24 protein-coding genes, 5 tRNA genes and 1 other RNA gene are annotated in these 26,021 nt (G+C 42.4%); 29 read left to right on the top strand and 1 reads right to left on the bottom strand.

Annotated features, from left to right (window positions below; genetic code table 11):
• Positions 1-54: 54 nt before the first annotated feature.
• The 10 genes from pdxS to spoIIR all read left to right on the top strand — a co-directional run bounded on the left by pdxS (position 55) and on the right by spoIIR (position 5,562).
• Positions 55-939: a pyridoxal 5'-phosphate synthase lyase subunit PdxS gene (gene pdxS, locus VZF35_RS14965; protein ID WP_407306019.1), complete on the top strand. Its 885-nt coding sequence runs from the start codon at positions 55-57 to the stop codon at positions 937-939.
• 2 nt (positions 940-941) lie between these two features.
• Complete coding sequence (pdxT, locus tag VZF35_RS14960) at positions 942-1,529, top strand: pyridoxal 5'-phosphate synthase glutaminase subunit PdxT (protein ID WP_407306016.1); 588 nt, start codon at positions 942-944, stop codon at positions 1,527-1,529.
• A gap of 28 nt (positions 1,530-1,557) precedes the next feature.
• Positions 1,558-2,823, top strand: a complete 1,266-nt coding sequence (gene serS, locus VZF35_RS14955; RefSeq protein WP_407306014.1) for a serine--tRNA ligase — start codon at positions 1,558-1,560, stop codon at positions 2,821-2,823.
• A 73-nt stretch (positions 2,824-2,896) separates the two neighbouring features.
• Positions 2,897-2,986, top strand: a tRNA-Ser gene (locus VZF35_RS14950).
• Between the two features lie 72 nt (positions 2,987-3,058).
• Positions 3,059-3,135, top strand: a tRNA-Arg gene (locus VZF35_RS14945).
• A 74-nt stretch (positions 3,136-3,209) separates the two neighbouring features.
• Positions 3,210-3,287: transfer RNA gene (locus tag VZF35_RS14940), tRNA-Arg, on the top strand.
• Between the two features lie 13 nt (positions 3,288-3,300).
• A complete protein-coding gene (gene tadA, locus VZF35_RS14935) occupies positions 3,301-3,747 on the top strand; it encodes a tRNA adenosine(34) deaminase TadA (RefSeq protein ID WP_407306011.1) in 447 nt (148 codons plus the stop codon).
• A 61-nt stretch (positions 3,748-3,808) separates the two neighbouring features.
• Positions 3,809-3,899, top strand: a tRNA-Ser gene (locus tag VZF35_RS14930).
• 124 nt (positions 3,900-4,023) lie between these two features.
• Positions 4,024-4,491 carry a DinB family protein gene (locus VZF35_RS14925; RefSeq protein ID WP_407306008.1) on the top strand — a complete coding sequence of 156 codons (468 nt, stop codon included), beginning with the start codon at positions 4,024-4,026 and terminating at the stop codon, positions 4,489-4,491.
• 354 nt (positions 4,492-4,845) lie between these two features.
• Complete coding sequence (gene spoIIR, locus VZF35_RS14920; protein ID WP_407306005.1) at positions 4,846-5,562, top strand: stage II sporulation protein R; 717 nt, start codon at positions 4,846-4,848, stop codon at positions 5,560-5,562.
• 32 nt (positions 5,563-5,594) lie between these two features.
• Here the strand turns inward: spoIIR and speD are convergent, their stop codons facing one another.
• Positions 5,595-6,329, bottom strand: a complete 735-nt coding sequence (gene speD / locus VZF35_RS14915; RefSeq protein ID WP_407306002.1) for an adenosylmethionine decarboxylase — start codon at positions 6,327-6,329, stop codon at positions 5,595-5,597.
• Positions 6,330-6,623: 294 nt separating this feature from the next.
• On the opposite strand from speD, the gene VZF35_RS14910 reads away from it, so the two are divergent.
• From VZF35_RS14910 to rsmI, 19 genes are all read left to right on the top strand, one after another.
• A tRNA-Ser gene (locus tag VZF35_RS14910) sits at positions 6,624-6,715 on the top strand.
• A 59-nt stretch (positions 6,716-6,774) separates the two neighbouring features.
• An RNA gene (gene ffs, locus VZF35_RS14905) (signal recognition particle sRNA large type) lies at positions 6,775-7,040 on the top strand.
• Between the two features lie 132 nt (positions 7,041-7,172).
• Entirely contained in the window at positions 7,173-8,846 is a 1,674-nt protein-coding gene (dnaX, locus tag VZF35_RS14900) for a DNA polymerase III subunit gamma/tau (RefSeq protein WP_407305999.1), read from the top strand.
• Positions 8,847-8,895: 49 nt separating this feature from the next.
• A complete protein-coding gene (locus VZF35_RS14895) occupies positions 8,896-9,240 on the top strand; it encodes a YbaB/EbfC family nucleoid-associated protein (RefSeq protein WP_407305996.1) in 345 nt (114 codons plus the stop codon).
• 7 nt (positions 9,241-9,247) lie between these two features.
• On the top strand, positions 9,248-9,844 hold the full coding sequence (gene recR / locus VZF35_RS14890) for a recombination mediator RecR (protein WP_407305994.1): 597 nt from the start codon (positions 9,248-9,250) through the stop codon (positions 9,842-9,844).
• A 297-nt stretch (positions 9,845-10,141) separates the two neighbouring features.
• Positions 10,142-10,396 carry a pro-sigmaK processing inhibitor BofA family protein gene (locus VZF35_RS14885; protein WP_407305991.1) on the top strand — a complete coding sequence of 85 codons (255 nt, stop codon included), beginning with the start codon at positions 10,142-10,144 and terminating at the stop codon, positions 10,394-10,396.
• A 263-nt stretch (positions 10,397-10,659) separates the two neighbouring features.
• Complete coding sequence (gene nifJ, locus VZF35_RS14880) at positions 10,660-14,187, top strand: pyruvate:ferredoxin (flavodoxin) oxidoreductase (RefSeq protein WP_407305988.1); 3,528 nt, start codon at positions 10,660-10,662, stop codon at positions 14,185-14,187.
• A 238-nt stretch (positions 14,188-14,425) separates the two neighbouring features.
• Entirely contained in the window at positions 14,426-15,400 is a 975-nt protein-coding gene (locus VZF35_RS14875) for a DUF2935 domain-containing protein (protein ID WP_407305985.1), read from the top strand.
• Positions 15,401-15,868: 468 nt separating this feature from the next.
• Positions 15,869-16,531, top strand: coding sequence for a hypothetical protein (locus VZF35_RS14870; protein ID WP_407305982.1), 663 nt, complete (start codon positions 15,869-15,871; stop codon positions 16,529-16,531).
• Positions 16,532-16,563: 32 nt separating this feature from the next.
• On the top strand, positions 16,564-17,058 hold the full coding sequence (locus VZF35_RS14865) for a CBO0543 family protein (protein WP_407305979.1): 495 nt from the start codon (positions 16,564-16,566) through the stop codon (positions 17,056-17,058).
• A 211-nt stretch (positions 17,059-17,269) separates the two neighbouring features.
• On the top strand, positions 17,270-18,838 hold the full coding sequence (locus VZF35_RS14860) for a spore germination protein (RefSeq protein ID WP_407305977.1): 1,569 nt from the start codon (positions 17,270-17,272) through the stop codon (positions 18,836-18,838).
• A 97-nt stretch (positions 18,839-18,935) separates the two neighbouring features.
• Positions 18,936-20,027, top strand: a complete 1,092-nt coding sequence (locus VZF35_RS14855) for an endospore germination permease (RefSeq protein ID WP_407305974.1) — start codon at positions 18,936-18,938, stop codon at positions 20,025-20,027.
• On the top strand, positions 20,027-21,253 hold the full coding sequence (locus VZF35_RS14850) for a Ger(x)C family spore germination protein (RefSeq protein WP_407305972.1): 1,227 nt from the start codon (positions 20,027-20,029) through the stop codon (positions 21,251-21,253). The genes VZF35_RS14855 and VZF35_RS14850 overlap by 1 nt, the downstream gene beginning before the upstream one ends.
• 29 nt (positions 21,254-21,282) lie before the next feature.
• Positions 21,283-21,540, top strand: a complete 258-nt coding sequence (locus tag VZF35_RS14845; RefSeq protein WP_407305968.1) for a sigma factor G inhibitor Gin — start codon at positions 21,283-21,285, stop codon at positions 21,538-21,540.
• A gap of 162 nt (positions 21,541-21,702) precedes the next feature.
• On the top strand, positions 21,703-23,127 hold the full coding sequence (locus VZF35_RS14840) for an aminotransferase class I/II-fold pyridoxal phosphate-dependent enzyme (RefSeq protein WP_407305965.1): 1,425 nt from the start codon (positions 21,703-21,705) through the stop codon (positions 23,125-23,127).
• A complete protein-coding gene (locus VZF35_RS14835; protein ID WP_407305962.1) occupies positions 23,124-24,002 on the top strand; it encodes a DNA polymerase III subunit delta' in 879 nt (292 codons plus the stop codon). The genes VZF35_RS14840 and VZF35_RS14835 overlap by 4 nt, the downstream gene beginning before the upstream one ends.
• On the top strand, positions 23,995-24,807 hold the full coding sequence (locus VZF35_RS14830) for a stage 0 sporulation family protein (RefSeq protein ID WP_407305959.1): 813 nt from the start codon (positions 23,995-23,997) through the stop codon (positions 24,805-24,807). The genes VZF35_RS14835 and VZF35_RS14830 overlap by 8 nt, the downstream gene beginning before the upstream one ends.
• Positions 24,804-25,109, top strand: coding sequence for an initiation-control protein YabA (locus VZF35_RS14825; RefSeq protein ID WP_407305956.1), 306 nt, complete (start codon positions 24,804-24,806; stop codon positions 25,107-25,109). Before VZF35_RS14830 ends, VZF35_RS14825 begins: the two co-directional genes overlap by 4 nt.
• A 36-nt stretch (positions 25,110-25,145) precedes the next feature.
• Entirely contained in the window at positions 25,146-25,988 is an 843-nt protein-coding gene (rsmI, locus tag VZF35_RS14820; RefSeq protein WP_407305953.1) for a 16S rRNA (cytidine(1402)-2'-O)-methyltransferase, read from the top strand.
• The last annotated feature ends 33 nt before the right edge of the window (positions 25,989-26,021 follow it).

Genomic DNA, 26,021 nt, shown 5'->3' with positions numbered 1-26,021 from the left:
TGTAGTGTTTTCGACGAAGTTATCGTTACACAATAAAATTAGGGGGAAATAGAAATGACAGAAATCGGATCATTGAAAGTTAAAACAGGGCTGGCTGAGATGTTGAAAGGTGGCGTCATTATGGATGTGACGACTCCTGAACAAGCAATAATTGCAGAGGAAGCTGGAGCATGTGCAGTCATGGCTTTAGAACGTGTTCCTTCAGATATTCGAGCGGAAGGTGGGGTCGCACGGATGGCTGACCCTACAATTATTCAGAGCATTATGGGCGTGGTTTCCATCCCAGTCATGGCTAAAGCAAGAATTGGGCATTTTGTTGAAGCTCAAGTCTTAGAATCATTAGGTGTTGATTATATTGATGAATCGGAAGTATTGACACCGGCTGATGATGCTTTTCATATAAATAAGCATGATTTTAAAGTTCCTTTTGTTTGTGGCTGCCGCAATCTTGGTGAAGCATTACGTAGAATTGGTGAAGGTGCGGCCATGATTCGTACTAAAGGGGAGCCAGGAACTGGTAATGTTGTTGAAGCTGTAAGACATATGAGAACTGTTATGAGTGATATTCGTGCCTTAACCATGATGCCGAAAGAAGAACTGATGACAGCTGCTAAAAATATGGGTGCCCCCTATGAGCTAGTACTTTATGTGGCAGAACAAGGAAAATTGCCTGTTGTAAACTTTGCAGCAGGTGGCATAGCAACTCCGGCAGATGCTGCTCTTATGATGCAGCTTGGTGTTGATGGAATTTTTGTTGGTTCCGGAATTTTCAAATCGGGAAATCCTAAAGCACGGGCCAAAGCCATTGTTTTAGCCACGACTCATTATAATGATCCTAAAATTTTGGCTGAAGTGTCCAAAGATCTTGGACAACCAATGTCAGGTATTGAAATTTCAACCCTGACAGATGCTCAGCGTATGCAAGATCGGGGTTGGTAAACATGAAAAAACGTGTCGGGGTTTTAGCATTACAGGGAGCTTTTCGTGAGCACCGACAGGTTTTGGATCAATTAGGTTGCGATGTTGTTGAAGTACGTAAAACGAGCGACCTAGAGGGAATCTATGGTCTGATCATACCTGGTGGTGAGAGCACGACTATTGGAAAACTCCTGCAGGTTAATGATCTCGGTGAAAAAATTAAGGAGCTAGGCACTAAAGATTTTCCCATTTTCGGGACTTGTGCCGGTATGATTCTGCTCAGTAAAACGATCATAGACAGTGATCAATATAGCTTAAATTTGATGGATACGACGGTGGAACGCAATGCCTTTGGCAGACAAGTGGCTAGTTTTGAAACGGATCTACAGGTACCGGCTATGGGTTCCCATCCTTTGCGCGCCGTCTTCATTAGGGCACCTTACCTCAGGGAAGTTGCTCCTAATGTCGGTATTTTAGCTGAGTTTGACGGTAAAATTGTCTTTGCCCGGCAAGGAAATTTATTGGCGAGTGCCTTTCATCCTGAGCTTACTCCGGATTACAGGGTCCATCAATACTTTCTAGGTATGATCGATGAACATTGGGTAAAGTAAAAGCGTTCTTGGTATGGGAGGGTTTAGTATGTTAGATCTGAAGTTTGTTCGCAGCAACCCTGAATTAGTCAAAGAAGCCTTGCAGAAACGTCATGTTGACATTAGCTTGGACCATTTTTTGCAGCAAGAAGAGGAGAGGCGTCGCCTGCTCTTTGAAATTGAGACTCTCAAGGCTCGACGTAATGCTGTCTCTGAAGAAGTAGGCCGTCTAAAGAAAAACGGGGAAGATGCTGAAGCCCTTGTTTTAGAAATGCGGGAAGTTGGTCAAAACGTAAAGAATTTAGAACAACAATCTTCTGAAATTGTACAGGAGATGGAAAAGGTTCTCTACGAAATACCCAATATTCCTCATACTTCAGTACCGGTTGGTTTGGACGAGAATGCGAATGTCCAAGTAAGAGTTTGGGGAACTCCCCGAACCTTTGATTTTCAACCAAAAGCCCATTATGAGCTTGGAGAAAAATTGGATATCTTCGATTTTGTACGGGCCGGAAAGGTTACGGGAGCACGTTTTACCTTCTACAAAGGACTAGGTGCTAAGTTAGAACGTTCCCTGATCTCTTTTATGCTTGATCATCATACGGTTAAGGGGTACACTGAGATTCTCCCGCCGTATATGGTAAGTCGCGCTTCTATGTTTGGGACAGGTCAGCTTCCTAAATTTGAAGACGATGCCTTTAAAGTGATGGGTACGGATTATTTTCTGATTCCTACGGCTGAAGTACCTGTAACAAATCTCTACCGGGATGAAATCTTAGATGGTCAGCAACTGCCTATTCGACACTGTGCTTACAGCGCTTGTTTTCGCTCTGAAGCAGGTTCGGCAGGACGAGATACCCGAGGGCTTATCCGCCAGCACCAATTTAATAAAGTGGAGCTTGTTAAATTTTCGCTTCCAGAGAATTCCTATGAAGAACTTGAATTGTTAACACAAGATGCGGAAAGTATCCTCCAAGACCTGGAATTGCCCTATCGGGTGATGGCGCTATCGACGGGAGATCTTGGCTTTACCTCAGCCAAAACTTACGATTTGGAAGTATGGCTGCCGAGCTTTAATACCTACCGGGAAATTTCGTCGTGCAGCAACTTTGAAGATTTTCAGGCAAGACGAGCAAATATCCGATTCCGCAGAGGACCAAAGGAAAAACCCGAGTATGTTCATACTTTAAATGGCAGTGGTCTAGCGATCGGGCGTACAGTAGCCGCTATTATGGAAAATTATCAAGATGTGGATGGCCGGGTACGTATCCCAAAAGCTTTGCAACCCTATATGGGCGTGGAATATATTGGTTGATACATAAATTTCCATTATATTTTAGTTGCCTTTCATTAATTTTTATGGTATCCTTTGTACTGGTCGTCTATATGGAGGGGTGTCCGAGCGGTTTAAGGAGCCGGTCTTGAAAACCGGTGACTTCGTGAGGGGTCCGTGGGTTCGAATCCCACCCCCTCCGCCATATCGATGTTCGAAGCTCGATGTAGAATAGATGATTCGCTAGGAATGAGTTAAATCGTGTTGAGTTAATTTTGCGCTCGTAGTTCAGCTGGATAGAGCGTCTGACTTCGAATCAGGATGTCGGGGGTTCGAATCCCTCCGAGCGCACCACTTAATGATGTTTTATGTGCGATACTCGAGGTTCGAATATCGCACATTTAGTCACTGGATGGATCAATTACTGAGGCCTCGTAGCTCAGTGGATAGAGCGGGGGTTTCCTAAACCCTGTCTTGCGGAGGTTCGACTCCTCCCGGGGTCACCAATTAGAGGTAAAAATGCTTCATCAAGATTGGATGCGTATGGCGCTTTTGCAAGCTCAACTGGCCTTTGAACAAGGAGAAGCTCCCATTGGAGCGGTTATCGTGCATAACGATAAAGTCATTGCAGAAGCTCATAACGAGAAGGAACAACGAAATGATCCAACCGCCCACGCAGAGATTCTAGCAATACAACGTGCTGCAGAAACTCTGGGAAGTTGGAGATTATCAGAAGCTACATTATATGTCACTTTAGAACCCTGTCCAATGTGTGCAGGCGCAATCGTCCAGGCACGCTTAAAACGCCTTGTCTATGGAACAATGGATTTGAAAGGTGGAGCCACAGGTTCCGTCCTGAATGTTCTTGATTATACTCTATGGAATCACAGAGTTGAGATCCTAGCTGGTGTTTTAGAAGAAGAATGCACGGATATCCTAAAACGTTTTTTTAAAAAATTACGCTGAAATTGAGTTTTCTGACTCTAAGATGAGAACAAGTTTCCATCTTAGTTTATCAATTATATATGGAGGAGTATCGAAGTGGTCATAACGAGAGCGACTCGAAATCGTTTGACGGTGTAAGCCGTCCGTGGGTTCGAATCCCACCTCCTCCGCCATTACATAATCGCTGATGTCTTCACGTTTAACGTGAAGGCATTTTCTTTACCCTTAAAATATATTGCTTTTGTTATTTTGAGACTAGTGAACTATTTGATATAATGATTATGGAGGGTGATAACAGTGAGTGACTATTTATTTGACCAACTCAGAGTTGTACGCGGCAACACGACGACTGCCATTAAGGACCTCGGTGAAAGTCAAGCGGACAATATACCTATAGGCTTCAATAACAATATTCGCTGGAATCTTGGTCATGTTTATTTAGTTCAAGAGCGATTTGCCTTTGGCTTTACAGAAATTCCAATGCAGCTTCCTGAGGGGTTCATGGAGTTGTTTGGTAAGGACACGAAGCCAAGTGATTGGAAAACCCAGCCGCCAACCTTGACAGAACTTACTCAATTATTAGAAGACCAAACAAACCGTATCCAAGAAACGTTCAGTAGTCGTTTAGATGAGGTTCTTGCCAAACCATGGACTATGCCCTCTGGCTTAACCTTGAAAACAGTCCGGGAATTTTTAACATTCTCAATGTATCATGAAGGGATGCACGTCCAAATGATCAAAATGTTAAAGAGATTTAGCGCCTAATCTTTTTTAAAATTTACTTATTTCAAGACATATTCGTAATGGGTAGAAAGACTTCGTATGGTTTATATATACGAAGTCTTTTTGTATAGTCAAAGTCCAACTTATAATTATACTTTCCGGGATGATTATTGCGCATGAAGGTTTTCGTAAAGATCTAACTTAAACTCCAGCTATAGTTTCTTATTAGCATTGCTTAAAACTTCACATTCTGGGCAGACTGTACTTAAGAACCCTTCAAAAAGAACTTTAGGAGATATGCCCAGGAAAGAGGAGTTTTAAGTGAGCATAAAAATACTGAATTTTTCATTTGAGAAAATAAGAACAAAACTAATTACTATATCATTAATCGTTTGTATGATGGGAGTACTAATTACTGGAGTCAACAAAGGTATGATCTGGAAAAGCAGCGGATCTAAGCCCAATACAATTCCTATCAATGAGGCCTATAATGATGAAGGAACACAATCACTTCCATCGAATCAATTGATTCGGTTCCATGTCTTGGCCAATTCGGACAGCGATCAGGACCAGGCTTTAAAGAGGGCTGTCCGGGATGCAATTTTAAAAGAAGTTTCTCCCAAGCTGGCGGCTTCACATTCTTTAGAAGAATCTCGCCAAATTCTGCAAAGCGTCCGCTTTGAGATGGAGGATATCGGACGTGCAGTAGTTAAAGCTTGGGGGAAAGACTACACAGTTCATACGGAATACGGACATTTTAGCTTTCCTACGAAATCCTATGGAACATTAATACTGCCTGCTGGCGATTATGAGGCATTAAGAGTTGTAATCGGAGAGGGGAAAGGATCAAATTGGTGGTGTGTGTTATTCCCGCCGCTTTGTTTTATTGACATAGAGCACTCCACAGCCGTTCAAGTCGATGGAAAACCAGGAATACCTATTGATAATACGGCTCCAGTTTATCCTGTCCAACAAAGATCAGAACAAACTGGAGAGAATTTAGGAATAAATAGGTCAATGGATCTTGCAGAAACTAAGACCACTAATCCAACAATAAGTTCACCTAAAGTGCGATTTTATTTTTGGGATTTAGTGAGCAGACTTTTTAATTAACCTCAGCACTGCAGAGATTACATTACCTTAGTTTACACTTTGGGGATATTTCTGCCATGAAAGATCTCTGCCATCTCTTTGGTCAGGCGTTGCTTAATCTTTTTCTTTTCACTGGGAAGAAGCTCTTTTTTAGCTGTTCCAAATAAATAGTTGTCTAAGTCGAAATCCTTTAAAATCAGCTTGGTATGAAATATATTTTCTTGATAGACATTGACATCGATCATTTGGTACAGGTCCTTAATTTCTTTAGAAAGATAATTCTGGATGGAATTGATTTTGTGATCGATATAAAATTTTCTGCCGTCAAGATCTCGGGTAAAGCCCCGAACACGGTAATCGATAATGGCAATGTCCGAAGAAAAACTTGTTACCAGATAGTTTAAAGCAGCCAAAGGAGAGATTTTTCCGCAGGTCGAGACGTCGATGTCGGCTCGGAACGTGCTGATCCCTTTATTCGGATGACTTTCCGGATAGGTATGAACTGTAATGTGACTTTTATCGAGATGGGCAACAACAATTGATGCGGATGCCACAAGGGGGTCTTGAAGTGAGCGAAGTTCTTCTTCTTGACCGTCGGAAACTAGCATAGTGACGCTGGCACTTTGAGGGTCATAATCCTGTTTGGCAGTGTTGAGAATATGTGCACCAATGATGTTAGCGACATCGGAAAGGATTCTTTCTAAACGGTCGGAATTGTACTCTTCGTCAATGTAGTCAATATAGGCTTGGCGGTGCTCAGGTGTCTTGGCATAGCAAATGTCGTACATATTAAAACTTAGAGTTTTCGTCAGATTATTAAGCCATATAATTTCAGTTCTTTAAGTGGTTTAATATTCATGTGTTCCTCCAAAACGTATTACAGTTTACTCTACGATATTTCTCCGGAAAATATACAAAAAAGCGATTAAACTTGCTAAAATAGTGACATATCAAACAATAATTTTAAAAATTACAGTTATTTACAGAACTTAACTATTGACTCGCTTGTCACTATACGATATAATTCTTTTTGTTCACTAAATTTGTTGAAATTAAATAGTTTTTCGAAGTTAGAGAGCACTGGAGAGGTGGCTGAGTGGTCGAAGGCGCCCGCCTGGAAAGCGGGTACATTGGGCAACCGGTGTCGAGGGTTCAAATCCCTCTCTCTCCGCCATATGAGATTTCAGCCAAAGTATTCGACTTGGGCTTTTTATTTTGCTATAATTGATTTAGCCGTACTAGACGGGGAGGTAGCGGTTCCTTGTAACTTGCAGTCCGCTCCAGCAAGGTGGAATTCCCGCGAAAGGTCCTCGCCTGTGAAGCTGTCTTTGGTAGACGGTGATGAGATTTTGGTCTTACGCAACAGAACACTCCGAACCGTGTCAGGTCTTGACGGAAGCAGCACTAAGGAGAGCGTTTTGTGTGCCGTAAGGTTGCCTGAATCGAGCTGCTCGGCCAGGGTAACGTTCGGAGGCGTTGGTTCAATCTAGGGTGTACGGCTATTATTATAAAGATAAAGGTGGTCATGGTACCATCTTTTTTGGTACTTGCCAGAAAGTATAATATCATTAAATACTTTCTGGAAGGTCCTTCTTTATATATGGTACACTCTAGTTATCGAGGGTGATAGTATGGCTTATTTGGCACTGTACCGTGAATGGAGACCTAAGACCTTTAGAGATATCGTAGGGCAAGAACATATTACGCAAACATTAATGAACGCCCTTAAGCAAAAGAAAATAGCTCATGCCTACTTATTTAGCGGTCCCAGAGGGACAGGTAAAACGACGGCCGCAAAAATTCTGGCCAAAGCCTTAAATTGTGAGCAGCTGGATGGAATAGAACCTTGTAATCAGTGTTCTTCCTGTGTAAGTATTGATCATGGTTCGGCCATTGAGGTGTTTGAAATTGATGCAGCTTCGAACCGTGGCATTGATGAAATTCGAGATTTGCGGGAGAATATAAAATTAAGCTCAACTAAAGGGAAGTATAAAGTTTATATTATTGATGAGGTTCATATGTTAACGACAGAGGCCTTTAATGCGTTGTTAAAGACCTTGGAAGAGCCGCCGCCGCAAGTGGTCTTCATCTTGGCGACGACTGAAGTGCAAAAAATACCCCTGACAATTCTTTCACGTGTTCAGCGCTTTGAATTTCATCGAATTTCCGTTGAGGATATCGGCAATCGACTGAGCTTAGTCTGTGAATCATTGGAACGACAGGTTGAGCCAAGTGCCTTGGCGGTGATTGCCCAAAAATCTGAAGGAGGGCTTCGTGATGCCTTGAGTATCTTAGATCAATGCCTTCTCCAGAACGATCCGATAGGGGTAAAAGAAGTCTATCAGGTACTGGGGATGGTTGGCGAAACCTTTAGCTCGCAATTGGTAGAAGGGTTACTTACCTCGGATTATGGAAAGAGCTTGGCGACTTTGACCGAAGGAATTCAGCAAGGTCGTGATCCCCGTCAAATTATCCGAGAGCTTTTAGATTATCTTCGCCAGATGCTTTTGAATTTGACCATAGCTGAACCACCCTTAGTAGCACCTGAGGTACAAAAGCAATTAATCAGACAAAGCGAGCAAATTTCAATATCTCGCCTATTGCATTGGATTTCGATTCTTATGCAAGGTGAAGGACAACTGAAATATGCCTCAAATGCTCGGCTGGCAGCTGAACTTTTAATTGTTCAGACAATCCATGAAGGTCAAAACGTCAGCAGCGGACAAGAAGAAATTTTAAAACGCTTAACGTTGTTGGAACAAGAACTGCTAAGCATCCGTATAGGAAGTAAGGATCTTCTTTCATCAGCTAGAACAAAGAGTATTCCTTCATCAGGCCAAGTTGCCCAAGTGACTTCTGAGTCACAGAAAAGCCCTGCTTCAGAGGTTAAACCAAGAACAACGACGGCAGAAATCGGCACTGAGAAGCAGCACCCCCTGACACTTGAGGAAATTCAAGGACAATGGAACGATGTTTTAGAACAAGTTAAACGACGCAAGAAATCTACTCAGGCTTTCTTGTTGGAAGGAAAACCTGTCCGAATCGAGGGCACTTCTTTAACGATTGTTTTTCGTGAAGGCTGCTCCTTTCATAAGGATAAAGTCAATCAAAACGAAAATCGCCAAACAATTGAGGATGTACTGCAACAACTTTTTGGAATACCTCTTAGTTTAGTGAATCTAATGGAAGGCGAATTTAAAACCAGGGAAACTTCGAAACTTCAAGATCAGAAGCTTCAGGAACAAGAACTTATCGATAAAACCAAGGATATATTTGGTGCGGATCTTGTGACGGTACGAGACTAAGAGTTCAGATAGTTTTAATCGTAAATAAAGTAAGATAGGATGTGTTAATATGGCAGGTTTTAAAGGTATGGGCGGCGGTATGGGTGGAAATATGAATCAGATGATTAAACAAGCCCAAAAACTTCAAGAAGACATGGCCAGAGCACAAGAAGAACTTCAAAACAAAACGGTCGATGCTTCTTCTGGCGGAGGAATGGTTCAGGTCGTTGTGAGCGGAAAGATGGAATTAGTCGAAATGAAAATTAACCCTGAAGCCATCGATCCTGAAGATGTTGAAATGCTGGAAGACCTGATTAAGGCCGCAGTGAATGAAGGTATAAGAAAAGCTCAGGAAATGGCTAACAATGAAATGGGCAAACTAACCGGTGGGTTAAAGATCCCCGGCCTGTTCTAGGTGATTTATGGATTTTTTAAATTACCCCCAGCCTTTGGCGGACCTTATTAGTTGTTTAGCTCGCTTACCGGGTATCGGTCCCAAGACGGCGGGAAGGTTAGCATTTTATCTGCTTCAACAACCGCGAGTTTCTGAAGATTTAGCGCAGGCAATTATTGAGGCAAATCATAATATTAAGAAATGTTCAATTTGCTCGAACTTTACGGACCAAGATCCATGCGCACTTTGTCAAAACTCACAAAGAGATCCTTCCGAGCTTTGCGTTGTAGAACACCCTAGAGATGTGGTGTCGCTTGAAAAAACTAAAGAATTCAAAGGCCGATATCATGTTTTGCATGGTGTACTTTCTCCAATGGAGGGAATTGGACCGGAGCAATTGACGATTAATTTACTCTTGAAACGCTTAGAAGGTGTTCAAGAGGTAGTCATGGCCTTAAATCCAACCGTCGAAGGTGAGGCCACGGCTTTATATTTGGCACGACTTTTAAAACCGTTGGGCATTAAGGTAACTCGGATTGCTCATGGCTTACCTGTGGGTGGGGATCTTGAATACGCTGATGAAGTGACTATTGCACGAGCTTTAGAAGGGCGCCGCCAGCTTTAAGACCTTTAACTTATGAATGGCAAAGCCTGAGGTATGAAAAGAATCACTTCTAAAACTTTCATTATGTGAATGCTAAAAATAAAAACCGCGCTCTCTAACTACAATTATGGGAGCACGGTTTTTATAGTTTTATTTAAAGGAAACCCCTTCGTTAAAGGTTTGTGACCCTTCTGGAAAATAGTATTTGAAATGAGAAATTTAAAACTATAGGTTTTTTATAGCTTGGACCGGAAGAGTGTTCTTCTTTGGTTGGTAAGTGCATATCTATGGACTAGCACCAGACGAGGAGGAAAATGTATGACTCTGGTCTTTCTTGCCCTGTTTATTTTACTTATTGGATTAGTGGTTCGCTCTACCTTAGGAAAACCCAATATCGTCTTAAAAGTCATAATTCATAGTCTTGGCGGAATTGTCGGACTTTGGTTATTGAATTTTCTCTTAAGTATTTTAGGTTTTTCTATTCCTATTAATTTCTTTACCATAATAATTGTAGGTCTTTTAGGGTTTCCTGGAGTATTAACATTATCAATATTACAGTTCCTAGGAATCTAATGTAAAAAGTTTAGGTTTTTTTATAATTTATTCTTGACGACTAAAACATCTCGGAGGTATACTTAAAACGTTTAAAGGGGAACTATTCGACTTAAATGCGAAGTAGTTCCCTAAGTCTGTTTTTACACTAGTTTTATGAAAATTCTATTTCTTCCTCAAATACTAATATTTCATTTTCTGAACATTTGAGGGAAATAGAACGAGGGAAATCCCTCACAGTGGTCGAAAATTAAATTAATCACATGATTAGGAGGCTACAAAAAATGGCTAAAATGAAAACCATGGATGGAAATGAAGCCGCGGCTCATGCTTCGTATGCATTTACTGAAGTCGCAACTATCTTTCCCATCACCCCCTCTTCGACAATGGCCGAGTTGGTCGATGAATGGGCTGCTCATGGAAGGAAGAACATTTATGGGCAAACTGTTAAGGTCGTGGAGATGCAATCCGAAGCAGGTGCTGCAGGTGCAGTACACGGTTCCCTCCAGGCAGGAGCATTAACCACCACGTACACAGCTTCACAAGGCTTACTTTTGATGATTCCTAACATGTATAAGATTGCCGGTGAGCTGCTTCCATGCGTATTTCACGTAAGTGCCCGCGCTTTGGCAACCCATGCGCTCTCTATTTTTGGAGACCATCAGGACGTTATGTCTGTTCGTGCAACCGGATTCGCTCAGCTTTCTTCACATAACGTGCAAGAAGCTTTAGATTTAGGCTTCATCGCTCATTTAGCGACAGTTAAAGCCAGAGTTCCTTTTGTTCATTTTTTTGATGGCTTCCGTACTTCCCATGAAATTCAAAAAATCGAAATTCCGGAATATGAGGAAGTTGGCCAATTAATAGATATGGATGCAGTTCAAGCATTCCGTGACCAAGCCTTGAACCCGGAACATCCTGTTCTGCGCGGAACAGCCCAAAATCCGGATGTTTACTTCCAAGGCCGTGAAGCATCAAATCGTTTCTATGATGCAGTTCCCGACATTGTTGAACATTATATGCAAGAGTATAAGAAACTTACGGGTCGGGAATATCACCCATTCCAATACTATGGCGCTGAAGATGCTGAGTACGTTATTGTTGCCATGGGTTCGATCTGTGACACGGTTGAAGAAACCGTTGACTATCTCACGGCTAAAGGGGAAAAAGTTGGGGTTATTAAAGTTCATCTATTCAATCCTTTCTCCAGTAAATATTTCTTTAACGTATTGCCGAAAACTGTTAAAAAAATTGCAGTTCTTGAAAGAACGAAAGAACCTGGTTCTTTGGGAGAGCCTCTGTACTTAGATATTAAAGAAGTCTTTTACAATCATGAACAAAAACCAGTCATCGTGGGCGGCCGATATGGTTTAGGCTCTAAAGATACCACTCCTTCCCAAGTTTTGGCAGTCTATAAAAACCTTAAAGCAGAAGAGCCTGTTAACGGATTTACCATTGGTATTATCGACGATGTAACCTTCAAGTCCTTACCCGAAGATGAAATTATCGATACTGCCCCCGAAGGAACCATTGCTTGTAAATTCTGGGGCCTTGGCGCAGATGGCACAGTCGGTGCTAATAAGCAAGCCATCAAAATCATCGGAGACCATACGAAGCTCTATGCCCAAGCATATTTCCAATATGACAGTAAGAAATCCGGTGGTATCACCGTTTCCCACGTCCGCTTTGGCAAGAAACAAATTAAGTCTCCTTACTATGTCACGGGTGCTAATTATATAGCCTGTCATAATCAAACTTATGTTTATCAATATGACCTCTTAAAGGGCTTAAAGAAAAAAGGAAACTTTGTCTTAAACTGCCAGTGGACCCCTGAGGAGTTAGACGAGAAACTTCCGGCAGCTATGAAACAGGCCCTAGCCCGAAATGAAGTCAACTTCTATATCATTGATGCAGTTTCAATTGCCCGTAAAATTGGTCTCGGTTCCCGTATTAATATGGTAATGCAAGCTGCTTTCTTCAAACTTGCCAATGTTATTCCTGTCGAAGAAGCTGTCGATTATTTGAAAGCTTCTGTTTTGAAAACATACGGTAAAAAAGGTCAAAACATTGTAGACATGAACAATGCCGCCATTGATCAAGGGGTTTCAGCCCTCGTTAAAGTTGAGATTCCTGCATCTTGGGCAAATGCACAAGACGGAGAAGCTGCTGCTGCTGCCGATGAGTCTGCCTTTGTCAAAAATATTCTTCGCCCGATGAATGCGTTAGAAGGAGACAATCTTCCTGTGAGCGCTTTCTTAGGCCGTGAAGATGGAACCTTCCCTGTTGGAACGTCTGCTTCCGAAAAACGCGGTATTGGTGTTATCGTCCCAGAATGGCAAATTAATAATTGTATTCAATGTAATCAATGTTCCTATGTTTGCCCACATGCTGCAATTCGTCCTTTCTTGATGAATGAAGAGGAAGCTAAAAATGCTCCTGAAGGTTTTGTCGGGAAGAAGGCCATCGGTAAAGAAGCTGCTGGTTTACAATTCCGTGTTCAAGTAAGTACTTTGGATTGCACTGGGTGTGGAAACTGCGCTGAAGTTTGCCCAGCCAAAGAAAAAGCCTTAGTTATGAAACCTGCTGCTGAGCAAATGCAACAACAAGCTGCGAACTGGGAATATGCAGTAACATTACAAAATAAATCTAAGCTGTTTGATCTGACGACAGTTAAAGGCAGTCAATTTGCCCAACCGCTGCTAGAATTCAATGGTGCCTGCCCAGGTTGCGGAGAGACTGCTTATGTAAAACTTCTCACCCAACTTTTTGGTGATCGCATGATGATTTCCAATGCTACAGGTTGCAGCTCTATCTGGGGCGGAAGTGCTCCTGCCGTTCCGTATACCACGAATCAAGAAGGAAAAGGACCGAGCTGGGCTAACTCCTTATTCGAGGACAATGCAGAGTTCGGTTATGGAATGTATTTGGGAGTTCGTCAACAACGTGAAAAACTCGTTGATTTGATGAATCAAGCACTCGAGATGGAAATTAGCCCTGAACTAAAAGGAGCCTTCCAAGAATGGCTCGCAGGCTGGAACGATGCAGATGCTTCTAAAGCTGCCACAGCTAAGATCTTGGCATCTCTCGAAGGCTATAATGGAGATAACAAAGTCTTGGCAGAGATTTTGCGTAAGAAAGATCAACTCATTAAGAAATCCCAGTGGATTGTTGGTGGTGACGGATGGGCTTATGATATCGGCTACGGCGGCTTAGACCATGTCTTAGCATCGGGAGACGATGTCAACATCCTCGTTCTTGACACCGAAGTTTACTCCAATACTGGTGGTCAGTCTTCCAAATCAACTCCGCGTGCTGCTGTTGCTAAATTTGCTGCGGCCGGTAAGAAGATCCGTAAGAAAGATTTAGGCATGATGGCTATGAGTTATGGCTATGTCTATGTTGCCCAAATTGCTTTGGGTGCGAACATGTCTCAAACCATTAAGGTCATTAAAGAAGCTGAAGCTTATAAAGGACCTTCTTTGATTATCGCCTATGCTCCATGTATTAATCACGGGCTTAAAGCTAGTATGACTAAGAGCGTTCAAGAAGCTAAAAAAGCTGTGGATTCCGGCTACTGGCACCTCTATCGCTTTAATCCGGATTTAGCTGAACAAGGAAAGAATCCATTCAGCCTTGAATCTAAAGAGCCTACGTTGCCTTTCCGTGACTTTATCATGGGCGAAGTTCGCTATACGTCCTTGTTAAATACCTTCCCAGAAACGGCCGAAGAACTCTTTGCCGGGGCAGAGAAATATGCTAAAGTTCGTTATGATTCCTACAAACGTTTAGCAGAACAAAAATGGGAAGACTAATCACTTTTTTGCCCTAAAAGTAATTTATTAGTATCCTTTTGAGAGCAGAGTTTTCTGCTCTCTTTTTTTGTACCGTCAGAAAGTATAACTTCGTTAATACTTTCTGCAGCATAAGAAGAGCAACTATGCAGCCGCCTACGCCAGAGGCTAACAAGTGCAAAGACAGTGTCTTCGGTCGCCAGGCCAAGTTTTCTTAATACTTTTTTCAGGAGAACATAATCCTTGATCTAGGAATAAAATGAGCAAAAGGAAGAAGGGGGTGTTTGATACGAGCAGTGTACCAATGGTTGGGGATTTCGTAAGGGAGTCGTTGGATTTACACCTGTTTATGGCTCGAATTATGAGAGAACATGCTATCTTTATGCAGGTCGGATTTTTGTCAAAAGACGTTACTTATGCTCAGCAAGCAGAGCAGTTTAAATGCCAGTACGATGAACTTCTTAAGGAAGCCATAATGCTAAGTGATTGCACGGCATCAGAAAGCGTGCTGCGTTCAGGAGAACTTGTAACGGATAAAACACTTGGAGCTGAGTCGAAGACCCAAGAATTGACCGGGGTCTGTATTGATAGTACCTTAACACTAGAAGAGTTGCGTTTAAATCCTGATCCAGGGACAATCCCCCAGGATATTACTCCCCACGTTCAGAGCTTAAATCAGAAAACGATGGCTTTAACAACCTCCTTTGCGGAGTTCAAGGCCATGGTTTTAGATCAAGTGACGAAATGCTGTTTGTTTACAAATCTTTTCCCGTCTCAATATATGCATATTCATAAGGAGGCCCTATTTTATTTAAAGCTTATAAGCCGGCTGCAAAACAATCAGTTTGTTGATTCACGTGTCGAGTTGTATGAACAAAAGTTGTTTTGGGATAATATAATGGGAGAACATGCCCAGATCATCAGCCATCTGCTGGACCCCTCAGAAAAGGAGCTTAGTCATAAAGCACAAGATTTTGCTCATCGGTTTGATAAATTAGAGCGAAAACTGAAGGGAGAGGGGATACCGGCTACCGGCCTTGAACGTTTGAGACAAGAGAACATCCAGGCGACTAGCGCCATCGCTGAATTTAAAGCCGCGAACACAGATCTTCTTTTAGCCTGTCGGACAAAATCCATGCTCTCCCCGCTATTAACGGATCATACACTTAGAGAGGCTTATTATTACTTGAGAATTTTAAAAACCTTGCGACTTGTTTATCTTGGCCGAGGTTAACAGTAAGTTTGATAGGAAATAACTGCGGTTCTGATCAGAAGCGAACAAAGAAGGATAAAATTAGATTCCTTCTCACTGTTCGTTTCTTTTAATTTAAATTTATCCTACAAACGAGGCGGTACCCCTTTCAGGCAGGGAAAGAGGATTAATTTGTTAGTATAAATTAATCCTCTTTCCCCGAAAATAAAGATATTGTTTTAGTAAATAGTGGCCAGTATTTAGCTCGTTGATCTGGAACTGTGCTTTAAAAGATTGGGAGATGAGATGTCTGTCATGAGGGACTTTTTTTGGTCCAATACAATTTGGTATATCTTACTTGGTGTATTAATGGTCATTGAATTAATAATTATTTTTATTAGGACTGACCGGCCTAAATTCATGGTTGCATTTTATCTAACCCTAACTGGAGTTACGCTTTTCTTCGAGACAATACTCTTTATAATACTTAGAGCTTATTACTATTACCCAATGATTATTCAAACCTCCTCCTTTGATGATGCGCTTGCAGGCAACCTATTTTCTCAGTTCTCTCTCGCAGCAACAGCGTTATTAGTAGCCGGGTTAAATCTGAAAAATTATTGGGTTTTTATCTTTGCCGGCGTTTACGGGTTTATTGAAGAACTGTTTTTGTCATTAGGTATTTATGAACATTATTGGTACCGTACTTGGATGACTGTAGTGATGATGCTCATATTTTTTTGGTCGGCTAAGAAGTATTATTTTAAACTTCTAAAAGGAAGCAAACCGGTTTATCACTACCTTAATATATTTCTAGGATTATTTTCTCTGGATGTCGTTACCATACTCTGGGGATTTATGCTCTCCGGAAATCAAAATTATACTAGAAATTTTTTTCCGGATTCTATAAGAGGCCCTTACATTATGGCAGCACTCTATTATTGTTTTTTGTCAATTACCTTGATGTTAATCTACTTTTTTAAGCTGAAATGGAAATGGAAAGCCTTGGTGATCATAGCTATCTACGCCGTTAATTACGTTGCGTATTTGCAAAAAATTATTTATTTAAAAGAAGGTTGGTTTTTTATTTTTTCAACCGTAACTATTTTCTTCATGTACTTGTCAATAGTTTTCCTTGATCGAATGTATAAAAACAAGCGGCTATCTGCGTAACTTCGTTATCTATCAAACGAAGGAGGTTTAAGATGGAAGACACTTTACTTACCATGATTTGTATAGCAATTACCTGGTATTGGGGCGATTGGAGGCAATGGAAGCGGTATTATCCTACTATTTTGTTTTGGGCTTTGGGTAATACAATTTATGGCTATCTGACTATTCAGAAACCCCTTTGGAAGTTTACGACGATTATTCCTTCATCATTAGCAAATATCATAATGGCCTTAGTAATCTTTCCGTGCGTTTGCTTGCTATTTTTACCGTATTTCCCAAAAAAAAATATTCTAACAAAATTACTATATATTTGTTTTTGGACGTTTATCTTTTCATTCATTGAATGGTGGGCCTTACATGTACATCTTTTTGCCCATTTTAATGGTTGGAACTTGACTTATTCAATTTTTTTTAACTTTGGAATGTTTATACTGCTCCAAATACATCATAAGGAACCGCGTTGGGCTTGGTTAATTTCATTGTTAACTGGGGTTTTTACCATAACTTATTTTAAGATACCACTGTAGTCTTTAACCTAAGATGAGACTGGAACCGACTTATGAACGATAAGTATGGTTGCAGTCTTTTTGTTATTTATTCCCAGACACTGTAGCTTGGATAGGCACTTAGGGGGAAGGGGTTTGGCTTAACGTTTTGCAGAGAAGAGAAGAGAGCCCCTGAGACTCGCGAATAATCGACTCGTTGTGGGACAAAATAAGCACGTTAGGAGGGAGAAACGTGCCCAGTTGGATGAAAATGATCAAAGACCTTACCATTCGCCCAAAGGTACGGCAGATACGCAAGACTCCGACCTATTCTTTTGACGAAGACCTAAATAAGCCTATATCGGGAGCTGCTGTGAAAGAAATCTTATCCAAGAGCAGCGATGTTGTGTTCAGAGAGTTCATCCTTCAAGGAAAAGAGCATATTTCCTGTATGGTTGGTGCGGTGGACGGAATGGTTAACAAGACCCAACTTGATCAGTTCGTTCTAAAGCCCCTCCTGGTGGATTTAGTAGGGCATCCGGAATTGGCCAAAGTGACGGTAGCAAATGCTGTGGATATGACAGTCCAGAGCCTAATTCCCGGCCTGGAGATTAAGAAAATCTTCAAAATGGGAGAAGCAATTGATGCAATCTTATCCGGTGATTCGGTTATCTTTTTTGGGGATTGCACAGAAGCAATTATTGTTGGTGCCAAAGGATGGGCAAATTCCGGCGTCAATGAACCGGTTTCGGAGTCGGTGATCAAAGGCCCACATGAAGGGTTCACGGAAACGCTTCGAATCAATACATCTCTTTTACGGCGAAAGATCAAACATCCATCCTTACGGTTGATCTCCTTGAAACTTGGAGATTTAACCAAAACTGACCTTGTGGTGACTTATATCGATAAAATTGCAAGCCCGGAAATCGTCTCTGAGGTCTTAAAAAGATTGAGCAAAATCAAGTTAGATGGGGTGATAGAAACTGGATATATCGAAGAGATGATTGAGGATTTTCCTTATTCACCTTTCCCGCAAATTGCTTATACAGAGCGTCCAGACGTCTTAGCCGGTAAGCTTCTGGAAGGGAAAGTGGGCATCATGCTTGACGGAACTCCCATCGTCTTAGTGGTGCCGGCGATATTAACGCAGTTTTTAAATGTTAATGAGGACTATTATCAACGGGCTATGACAGCCATTCTTTTTCGCTTTGTTCGTTATGTCGGGGCCTTTGTGGCTATCACAGCACCAAGCGCCTATATAGCGGTCACGACGTTTCACCAGGAAATCATACCAACAGATCTTTTGATGAGCATATCGGCAGGGCGTCAAGGAGTGCCTTTCCCAGCTCTTTTAGAGGCCTTAATCATGACCATTGTTTTAGAGATCTTACAAGAAGCCGGACTTCGTTTACCAAAACCGATTGGGCAGACTATTGGGATCGTTGGAGCGCTGATCATTGGGGATGCGGCGGTTAAGGCAAGTTTAGTGAGCCCTTTGATGGTGATCGTCATTGGCATCACCGCTGTATCAAGTTACGCAATTCCTTATTACGATTTAAGTCTTGCAGTTCGGCTCACTCGCTTTCCGCTGATGATTTTGGCGGGGAGCCTTGGTTTTTTTGGGGTATCTGTAGGTCTTTATGCAGGCTTAATTCACTTGCTAAGCCTGCGTTCTTTTGGAGTGCCGTACATGAGTCCAATTGCTCCGATGCGAATTCGAGCATTGCTGCAAGATACCTTTGTTCGAGCACCATGGTGGGCGATGAAACGGCGTCCGCATCTCATGGACAACGAAAAGCCCCGATCAGGAGGAAAAGGGTGACGATGGAAAGGGAATTAATGTCTAATGCGTTTGCTGGTGAGAGAAAAAATGACTTAGTTTAAGGAAGATTTATTGGGAAAGGAAAAGGGAAAAAGCGATGGAAAAAATCTCACCGCATCAATTTATGACCTTAGGGGCCGCTGTGCTTATGGGTACAACCTTTCTCCCTGTAGCATCGATCGTCAGCGGAGCCGGTGGACGGGATGGCTGGATAAGCGTTTTACCGGCATTTGCCTTGGGAATACCTTATGGCTTGATGGTGCTTTCCATTCTATCCCAATATCCCAGTAATAATTTATTGCAGGTTTCGGAAATAGTTTTTGGCAAGTGGACAGGAAAGATTATTGGAATTCTGTATATTTCCATTACGGGGTATTTCGGCGGGCTGTTATTAGGGCAAGTTGGGGATATCTATGAACGTTCAATTATGCCATTAACCCCCATCTGGTTGTTCTACTTAGGTGGGATATTGCTGGTTATCTATTTAGTAACAGCTGGGATCGAAGTGTTCGCCCGTTTTTCAGAGATCATTTTACCCCTGATCGTGATTGCTTTAGCTTTAAATCTCGGCCTCTCCCTTCCGCGAATTGAGCAAGGGGAACTTTTGCCCATTTTAAGTGATGGGATAATGCCGCTTTTTTGGGGAGGAATTAAAGTAGCGCCTTTTGCCATGGAATATATTCTCTTTTTCGGGGGAGTCCTTACCTTTCTACCTAACAGCCTTAAAGAAATCAGAGAATTGAAGACAGGGATTTGGCGATCTGTTTTTTTGGTAGGAACGTTAGATATGCTGGTTGTTCTGATGCAGGTTCTCGTCTTTGGACCGGTAGAAACGACCCGTTTAATCTATGGCTTACTCGTTTTAGGAAAGATGGTTGAGGTAAGTCGTACGGTTGCAGGGGTTGAGTCTCTCTTTCTAGGGGTTTGGCTCGGGGCTTTGGTGATAAAGATTACCGCTTTCTTTTACACGTCGATCTGGGGTTTAGAAACGGTTTTTAATTTGAAAGGATTCAAATGGAATCTTGGGGTTTGTGCGGTATTTATGGGAATTGCCTTTGGATTTGAGAGAGGGCCTTCTCTAATTGCAGAAATCGGAACGGTTGACAATTATCTTATTTTACCGTTTACGTCGGTTTGGGTACTTACTCTTTGGGGATTCGCGCGCTGGAAGAAAGGAGCAGGTGGTTAATGGGGGCTACTAAGAGCAAGAAATTTAAAAGAGGACTCGTCTTAGTATTGATAGTCTGCCTCGTATTTTTGCCAGGATGTTGGGGAAAACGAGAAGTAGAGGAGTTAGCGCCTCTCATGGGAGTGGGGCTTGACCTTGGACAGAAACCAGGGACCTACCTCATTACGCTTCAATTAGCCAAACCTAAGCAAGGCGGAGGAACGGCAACAGAGATTGACGATCGGACCTTTAGCGTAGAAGTTTCCAGCGTTCGGGAAGCGACTGAGATGGCTTATAAGATTTCAAGCCGTATACCGTTTATGGGTTCATTGAAGGTGATTGTCATTGGCGAAGATGCGGCAAAAGCTGGTTTTAACGATCTCATAGATTTCGCCCAACGTTTTTCCGAGTTTCGCAGGTCGATGTATCTAGTTCTAGCAAAAGGTAAAGCTAAAGATCTTCTGAACCTGAAACTGCGCAATGGAGAATTAGCGGCCATGAGTATTAAAAGTCATATGGAGCAGGGGAACAGTCTATCGTCGTTCCCTACGGTTCGTTTAGGGCATTATCTTACGGTTCTGGGCAGAAAAAGTACAGCCCCAATCATCCCTGTAGTGGAGATTGTAAAAGCAGGAGCCGAAGGCATTGAATATAATGACGGAAAGGAAGGTGAGGAGATACAAATACAAGGTGCGGGCGTATTGAGTGGGGACCATTTGGCGGACTACCTCACGGATAAGGAAACCAAAGGATACATGTGGCTTGAAAACAATGTGAATAATCGCTTGATTAATACGATGGATAATCAAGACAGTGACATTCACTTTGGCGGGCAAGTCCTAAAATCTACGACGAACTACAGATTGTACAATAACAATGGAACAATAGGGATGCAATACCAGATTAAAACAAGTATTGCGGTTGATGAAGTGATGGGTTTAAAGAAGCAACTTTCAGAGACAGAGTGGGTCGATCTCATGAATGACGCTGAAGACAGCTTTGCTAAAGTAATTCAGAAAGAATGTGACAGCTCTATCCAGAAAGAAAAAGAACTGAGCCTTGATTTTTTAGGGATTGGAAGGCATATCGAACAGAGAGATCCATCATACTGGAAGACCATTAAAGATCAATGGGAAGGGAAGATCAAAGATTTCCCAATTTCCCTGAATGTTCAAGTCTCAATACATCACTCAGGAATGTCGGGCAGCAGTGTAACGACTAATTCAACGGGAGAAGGGGAAGAATAAAGAAAGAAGTGACTAGGGGGAATTTATCAGTGATTAAAACAAGCGATACTCTTAAAGAGCATGAAAACCCTAAAAAAGATAAGAATCAAGAAATCGTTGCATCAAACGGAAAACTCCTTCCGGTATGTTATCGTTGCGCCCAGGTTCCCAAGAATGGCCTCTATGACGGTTTTCGAGTGCGAGGAATGTTTTTCTGCTCGGATTGTCAGCGCGAATTATACTCAGCAGAGCAAGGTTCTCCAGAGTATCAAGAATTTCTGTTCTTAATCCAAGGGCTACTTTTTTAAGCAAATTATGAATTTCATCTACATTGGATAACCCGAGATATCGGTCGAATCTCGGGTTATCCAATGTAGATGAAATATTTGTTAATATGTGATAAAATAGATAGAATATCATGTATCAACTATGCTTGAGATAAAAAAACTCAGGTAAATGGAGGTTCATTGGTGGGTGATCTCGGAGAAGGATTGAGCCATTATCAGAGGCAAGGATTTTGCTCTTTCCACACTCCTGGCCATAAAGGGCGGCAGGAGTTTTTTCATGACCTAAATTTCTGTGGGTTTGACTTAACTGAGCTTCCAGGACTCGACATGCTGCATTCCCCGAGCGGAATAATCGCTCAGGCCCAAAAACGCTCGGCTCAGATTTTTGGGGCGAATGAAACCTATTTTTTGGTCAATGGAGGAACAGTTGGAAATCAAGCGATGTTTCTTGCCCTCTCGGGTACTACGAAACATGTTGTCGTAGAAAGAAGTTCTCATCGTTCGGTTATGTCGGCCTTAGTTCTAAGCGGATTTCGGCCGGATTATTTAAGCCCTGTCATTCATCCGGAATTTAATCTTCCGCTGGGCCTTGACATTGAGGAGCGACTTTCTTGGTCAGAGGTGTCCGCCTGTCATGTTACCTATCCCAGTTATTATGGAGCGGGTATAGATTTACAACGGTTGTTAGCTAAGAGAGCTGATCTAGCACCAGATATGCCAGTATTAGTCGATCAAGCTCACGGTTCTCATTTTCTCGGATCGTTATTTCCAGCGAGCGCTTTGAAGCTCGGGGCAGATCTTGTTCTGCACAGTACACATAAGACGTTAAGCGCCTTAACCCAGTCGGCTATGCTTCACGTCCAAGGGTCGAGAGTCTCACGCGCACGGTTAAGACAAAGCTTGGAACTTCTGCAATCTTCCAGTCCCAGCTATTTATTGCTTGCTTCGCTGGAACGGGCCGGAGAATATGCTTTGGAGATTGAACGTTGGGAACCCCTCCGCGAGGAGGTTGAGAAGCTTCATAGCACTGTCGGGGAGAGGTTCCGTATCCTCTCACAGAAGGATGTCGGGACGTATGGGATTCACAGCGTAGACTGGTCTAAAGTACTGATTAACACCCTGCCTTTAGGTGTATCCGCTTCTCATTGTGTTGAATTCCTCCGCAAAGATTTTGGCTTAGAGCCCGAACTGTGGGATGAAGAAAATATTTTATTCTTAATAGGAATCGGTAATACTCCTGAAGACATACGGAGACTTACAAAAGGGTTGGATCACTTGGCGAACAGGACCCTGTCATCAAATACTAAGGATTTTAAGCGCCAAAATGCCAGGAGGATTGTTACGTCATTACCACCTCAGATTCTTACGCCACGAGAGGCATTTTTGGCTAAAAAACGACAAATTCCCTTGCGAGAAAGTTTAGGTTATATTGTAGGGGAAACTATCTCACCTTATCCGCCGGGAATTCCTATCGTTGTCATGGGCGAGCAAATGACTCCTGAAGTTCTCGAAACTCTGCTTATGGTTGGCAAAGGGCATTGGCAAGGGTGGCAAGGCTTTGAAACTCAAACGATCTGGATTATTGAGGAGGAACAAGGAATGTCATGAATTTACCGCTAGTACTTTTGGAAAAAGCGGCCCGAGAAGAACACTTGACACATCTTTTGCTCTTTCATGGTGGAAGTGCACCGTATAGACGGGACGTGGCGCTTCGCATAGCACAGATTTTAAATTGTACCTCACCGTTACCTGAGGGTCCGTGCGAAGCTTGTACAACCTGTCATAAAATTTCTAGTGGTAACCATCCGGATGTTTTATGGCTTAAGCCACTTAAGACGACTATTGGAATTGAACAAGTTCTCGCTTGGCAAGAAAAAGTATACCTTAAGCATTATGAGGGAACCTATAAAATTTCAATTATCGAGCAGGCGGACGGATTAACCTTGCCGGCAGCCAATGCCTTGCTAAAAGTTATCGAGGAACCACCGGAGCGTTCGGTGATAATCTTAAGTGCTGGAAATGTCGAAGGAATATTACCCACGATACAGAGTCGTGCCCAGCTGATTTATTTTCCTGATCCTTCTGAGGATGTTTGGCTTAAAGGATTGGAAGAAAATAATCAACAGGAGGCTCAATTAGCCTTTGAATTAAGTGATCATAATCAGAGTCTGGCTACGGCCATTCTGGAGACGGGTGTTACTGCGCTGCAGGAATGGATGGAAAAGTTTTGTCAAGCTGTCTCGAACAGAGATTTTTTAACCTTAAATTCGCTGTTTCCATTGGACAAAAATCAGGCAGGTGTCTATTTGCAGGCCTTAGCCGTAAAGATCCAAAAAGGAATTCAAAAAGGCTCGAACCATCCTTTTGAACTTTTGGCGATTGGAAAAGCTAATGATGCATTAAGACAACAAGTGAATCCAAGGTTAATCATAGAAGTATTGGCTTTAGAATTATTTCAACAAGGAGGGACTCTCTGTGATTGAGGTTGTCGGCGTTCGCTTTAAAAACGCGGGTAAAATATATTATTTCTCCCCAGGAGACCTCAAGCTTGAGGCTTCTGATAAAGTTATTGTTGAAACAGCAAGGGGTATCGAATTCGGAGAATTGGTTATCCCGCCCCGGCAAGTGGGTGATGAGGAAGTAGTTCTCCCCTTAAAACAAGTCATTCGGAAAGCAACGCCTGTCGATGAACAATTTGTCGAACAGAATAGAACCAAAGAAAAAGATGCTTTTCAAATTTGCTTAAAGAAAATATCCGAACACCAATTACCCATGAAATTAGTAGATGTTGAATATACTTTTGACGGTAATAAGATTATTTTTTCGTTTACGGCGGAAGGCCGTGTTGATTTCAGAGAATTGGTTAAAGATTTGGCAGCGATTTTCCGTACGCGTATTGAATTGCGGCAAATTGGAGTGCGGGATGAAGCAAAAATGCTTGGAGGAGTGGGTTCCTGCGGGAGAATACTATGCTGCACATCGTTTTTGGGGGACTTTGAGCCGGTGTCGATTCGTATGGCGAAAGATCAGAAACTTTCGCTTAATCCTACCAAGATTTCCGGGATCTGTGGTCGACTTATGTGTTGCCTTAAATATGAAAACGGATGCTATAAACCTGATGACAAGGAACATTGCTTGAACTCCCAAACCTTAGAGGGAGATAAAGACATTGAAATTTTGGAGGACCAGAATTTCCAGATTGAGAGCGCTTACTCTGCCAAATCAAATGGAAAACAGCGTTGTACTAGGAAAGGGGAAAAGCCCAAAGGAAAGAGTGAGAAGGTATGAGCCAGTTAACACAGGCCCTCACAGAAGTGGAAGAGAAGCTGCGTTCTCTTCTGGAAGAAGTTAACCATCTGAAATCCTATGTTAAGGCTTTAGAAGAAGAAAATATCAAGCTTAAACGGGAATGTACTCTTCCTGAAAAGGAGACAGAACGTGTTATTGCCAATGCAGAACATATTCAAGGTGTCGCCCATGACAACTTAGTACGTCTCTATCACGAGGGATTTCACGTTTGCCACCTCCATTTCGGTCAACCGTTAGAAGGGGATTGTTTGTTTTGTATGGGTTTCTTAAGGAAAGACTAGAACATAAGATTTTATAAGGCGGGGAGTCTTTTAGGCATGTTGGTTAAAGGTACGTTGTATGTATGTGGGACCCCAATCGGTAATTTGGGAGATATAACTTTACGAGTTCTGGATACATTGCGGAACGTTGATTTGATTGCCGCTGAGGATACACGCCATTCGCGCAAATTGTTGCAACACTATGAGATTACTACGCATCTCACCAGCTACCATGAACACAATGAAAAAAAGAAATCCTTAGAATTGGTAGAACGGCTTAAAGCAGGCCAAACGATTGCCCTTATTAGTGATGCCGGATTGCCTGGAATCTCCGATCCGGGGAGTGAGCTTATTCGATTGTGCTTAGAGGAAACTATACCGGTGGATGTCTTGCCTGGACCTAATGCAGCCCTTACAGCTTTGGTTTTATCAGGGATGCCGTCTGAAAGTTTTACATTTTACGGGTTTTTACCCGCGGCATCGGGAGAGAGGAAACGCAGGCTGGAGCATCTGTCAAATTGTCAAGAGACCCTAATCCTCTATGAGGCTCCCCATCGTTTGGTGAGTACATTACAAGGATTGGACGAACACTTTGGCGAACGTGAAGCGGCGGTTGTTCGCGAATTGACGAAGGTCCATCAGCAGGTCCACAAGGATAATCTTTCTGAGCTGATAAAAGAGTTTGAAAAGACTCCTCCTCGAGGAGAATGTTGCATAGTGATTGCGCCCTATGTCCCGAAAAAATTGGTTGGAGGGCCCAATGAATGGCGAAATGAAGTGAACCAAGGAATTCAGCGAGGATTGACGAAGAAGGAAGCTATGAAAGATGTGGCCAAGCGTTATGGTGTGAGAAAATCGGAGGTTTATCAAGCATTGCTGGAGGATTCAAATATCAATTAGGCGGGTAAAGAAAAACGAAGACCCGAAGGCCTT

Origin of the sequence: Desulfosporosinus paludis (assembly GCF_045689965.1) — a bacterium.
GTDB lineage: Bacteria > Bacillota > Desulfitobacteriia > Desulfitobacteriales > Desulfitobacteriaceae > Desulfosporosinus > Desulfosporosinus paludis.
The sequence above is the reverse complement of the archived record's forward strand: the minus strand, read 5'-3'. Positions and strand labels throughout refer to the sequence as shown.

Coding starts and splice junctions, on each gene's coding strand:
- serS (WP_407306014.1), top strand. CDS start 1,558: ATGTTAGATCTGAAGTTTGTTCGCAGCAACCCTGAATTAGTCAAAGAA.
- VZF35_RS14865 (WP_407305979.1), top strand. CDS start 16,564: ATGGAAGACACTTTACTTACCATGATTTGTATAGCAATTACCTGGTAT.
- VZF35_RS14825 (WP_407305956.1), top strand. CDS start 24,804: ATGAGCCAGTTAACACAGGCCCTCACAGAAGTGGAAGAGAAGCTGCGT.
- VZF35_RS14870 (WP_407305982.1), top strand. CDS start 15,869: ATGATTATTCAAACCTCCTCCTTTGATGATGCGCTTGCAGGCAACCTA.
- VZF35_RS14875 (WP_407305985.1), top strand. CDS start 14,426: ATGAGCAAAAGGAAGAAGGGGGTGTTTGATACGAGCAGTGTACCAATG.
- VZF35_RS14835 (WP_407305962.1), top strand. CDS start 23,124: ATGAATTTACCGCTAGTACTTTTGGAAAAAGCGGCCCGAGAAGAACAC.
- rsmI (WP_407305953.1), top strand. CDS start 25,146: ATGTTGGTTAAAGGTACGTTGTATGTATGTGGGACCCCAATCGGTAAT.
- dnaX (WP_407305999.1), top strand. CDS start 7,173: ATGGCTTATTTGGCACTGTACCGTGAATGGAGACCTAAGACCTTTAGA.
- spoIIR (WP_407306005.1), top strand. CDS start 4,846: ATGATGGGAGTACTAATTACTGGAGTCAACAAAGGTATGATCTGGAAA.
- tadA (WP_407306011.1), top strand. CDS start 3,301: ATGCTTCATCAAGATTGGATGCGTATGGCGCTTTTGCAAGCTCAACTG.
- VZF35_RS14855 (WP_407305974.1), top strand. CDS start 18,936: ATGGAAAAAATCTCACCGCATCAATTTATGACCTTAGGGGCCGCTGTG.
- recR (WP_407305994.1), top strand. CDS start 9,248: ATGGATTTTTTAAATTACCCCCAGCCTTTGGCGGACCTTATTAGTTGT.
- nifJ (WP_407305988.1), top strand. CDS start 10,660: ATGGCTAAAATGAAAACCATGGATGGAAATGAAGCCGCGGCTCATGCT.
- pdxT (WP_407306016.1), top strand. CDS start 942: ATGAAAAAACGTGTCGGGGTTTTAGCATTACAGGGAGCTTTTCGTGAG.
- VZF35_RS14850 (WP_407305972.1), top strand. CDS start 20,027: ATGGGGGCTACTAAGAGCAAGAAATTTAAAAGAGGACTCGTCTTAGTA.
- speD (WP_407306002.1), bottom strand. CDS start 6,329: ATGTACGACATTTGCTATGCCAAGACACCTGAGCACCGCCAAGCCTAT.
- VZF35_RS14895 (WP_407305996.1), top strand. CDS start 8,896: ATGGCAGGTTTTAAAGGTATGGGCGGCGGTATGGGTGGAAATATGAAT.
- VZF35_RS14885 (WP_407305991.1), top strand. CDS start 10,142: ATGACTCTGGTCTTTCTTGCCCTGTTTATTTTACTTATTGGATTAGTG.
- pdxS (WP_407306019.1), top strand. CDS start 55: ATGACAGAAATCGGATCATTGAAAGTTAAAACAGGGCTGGCTGAGATG.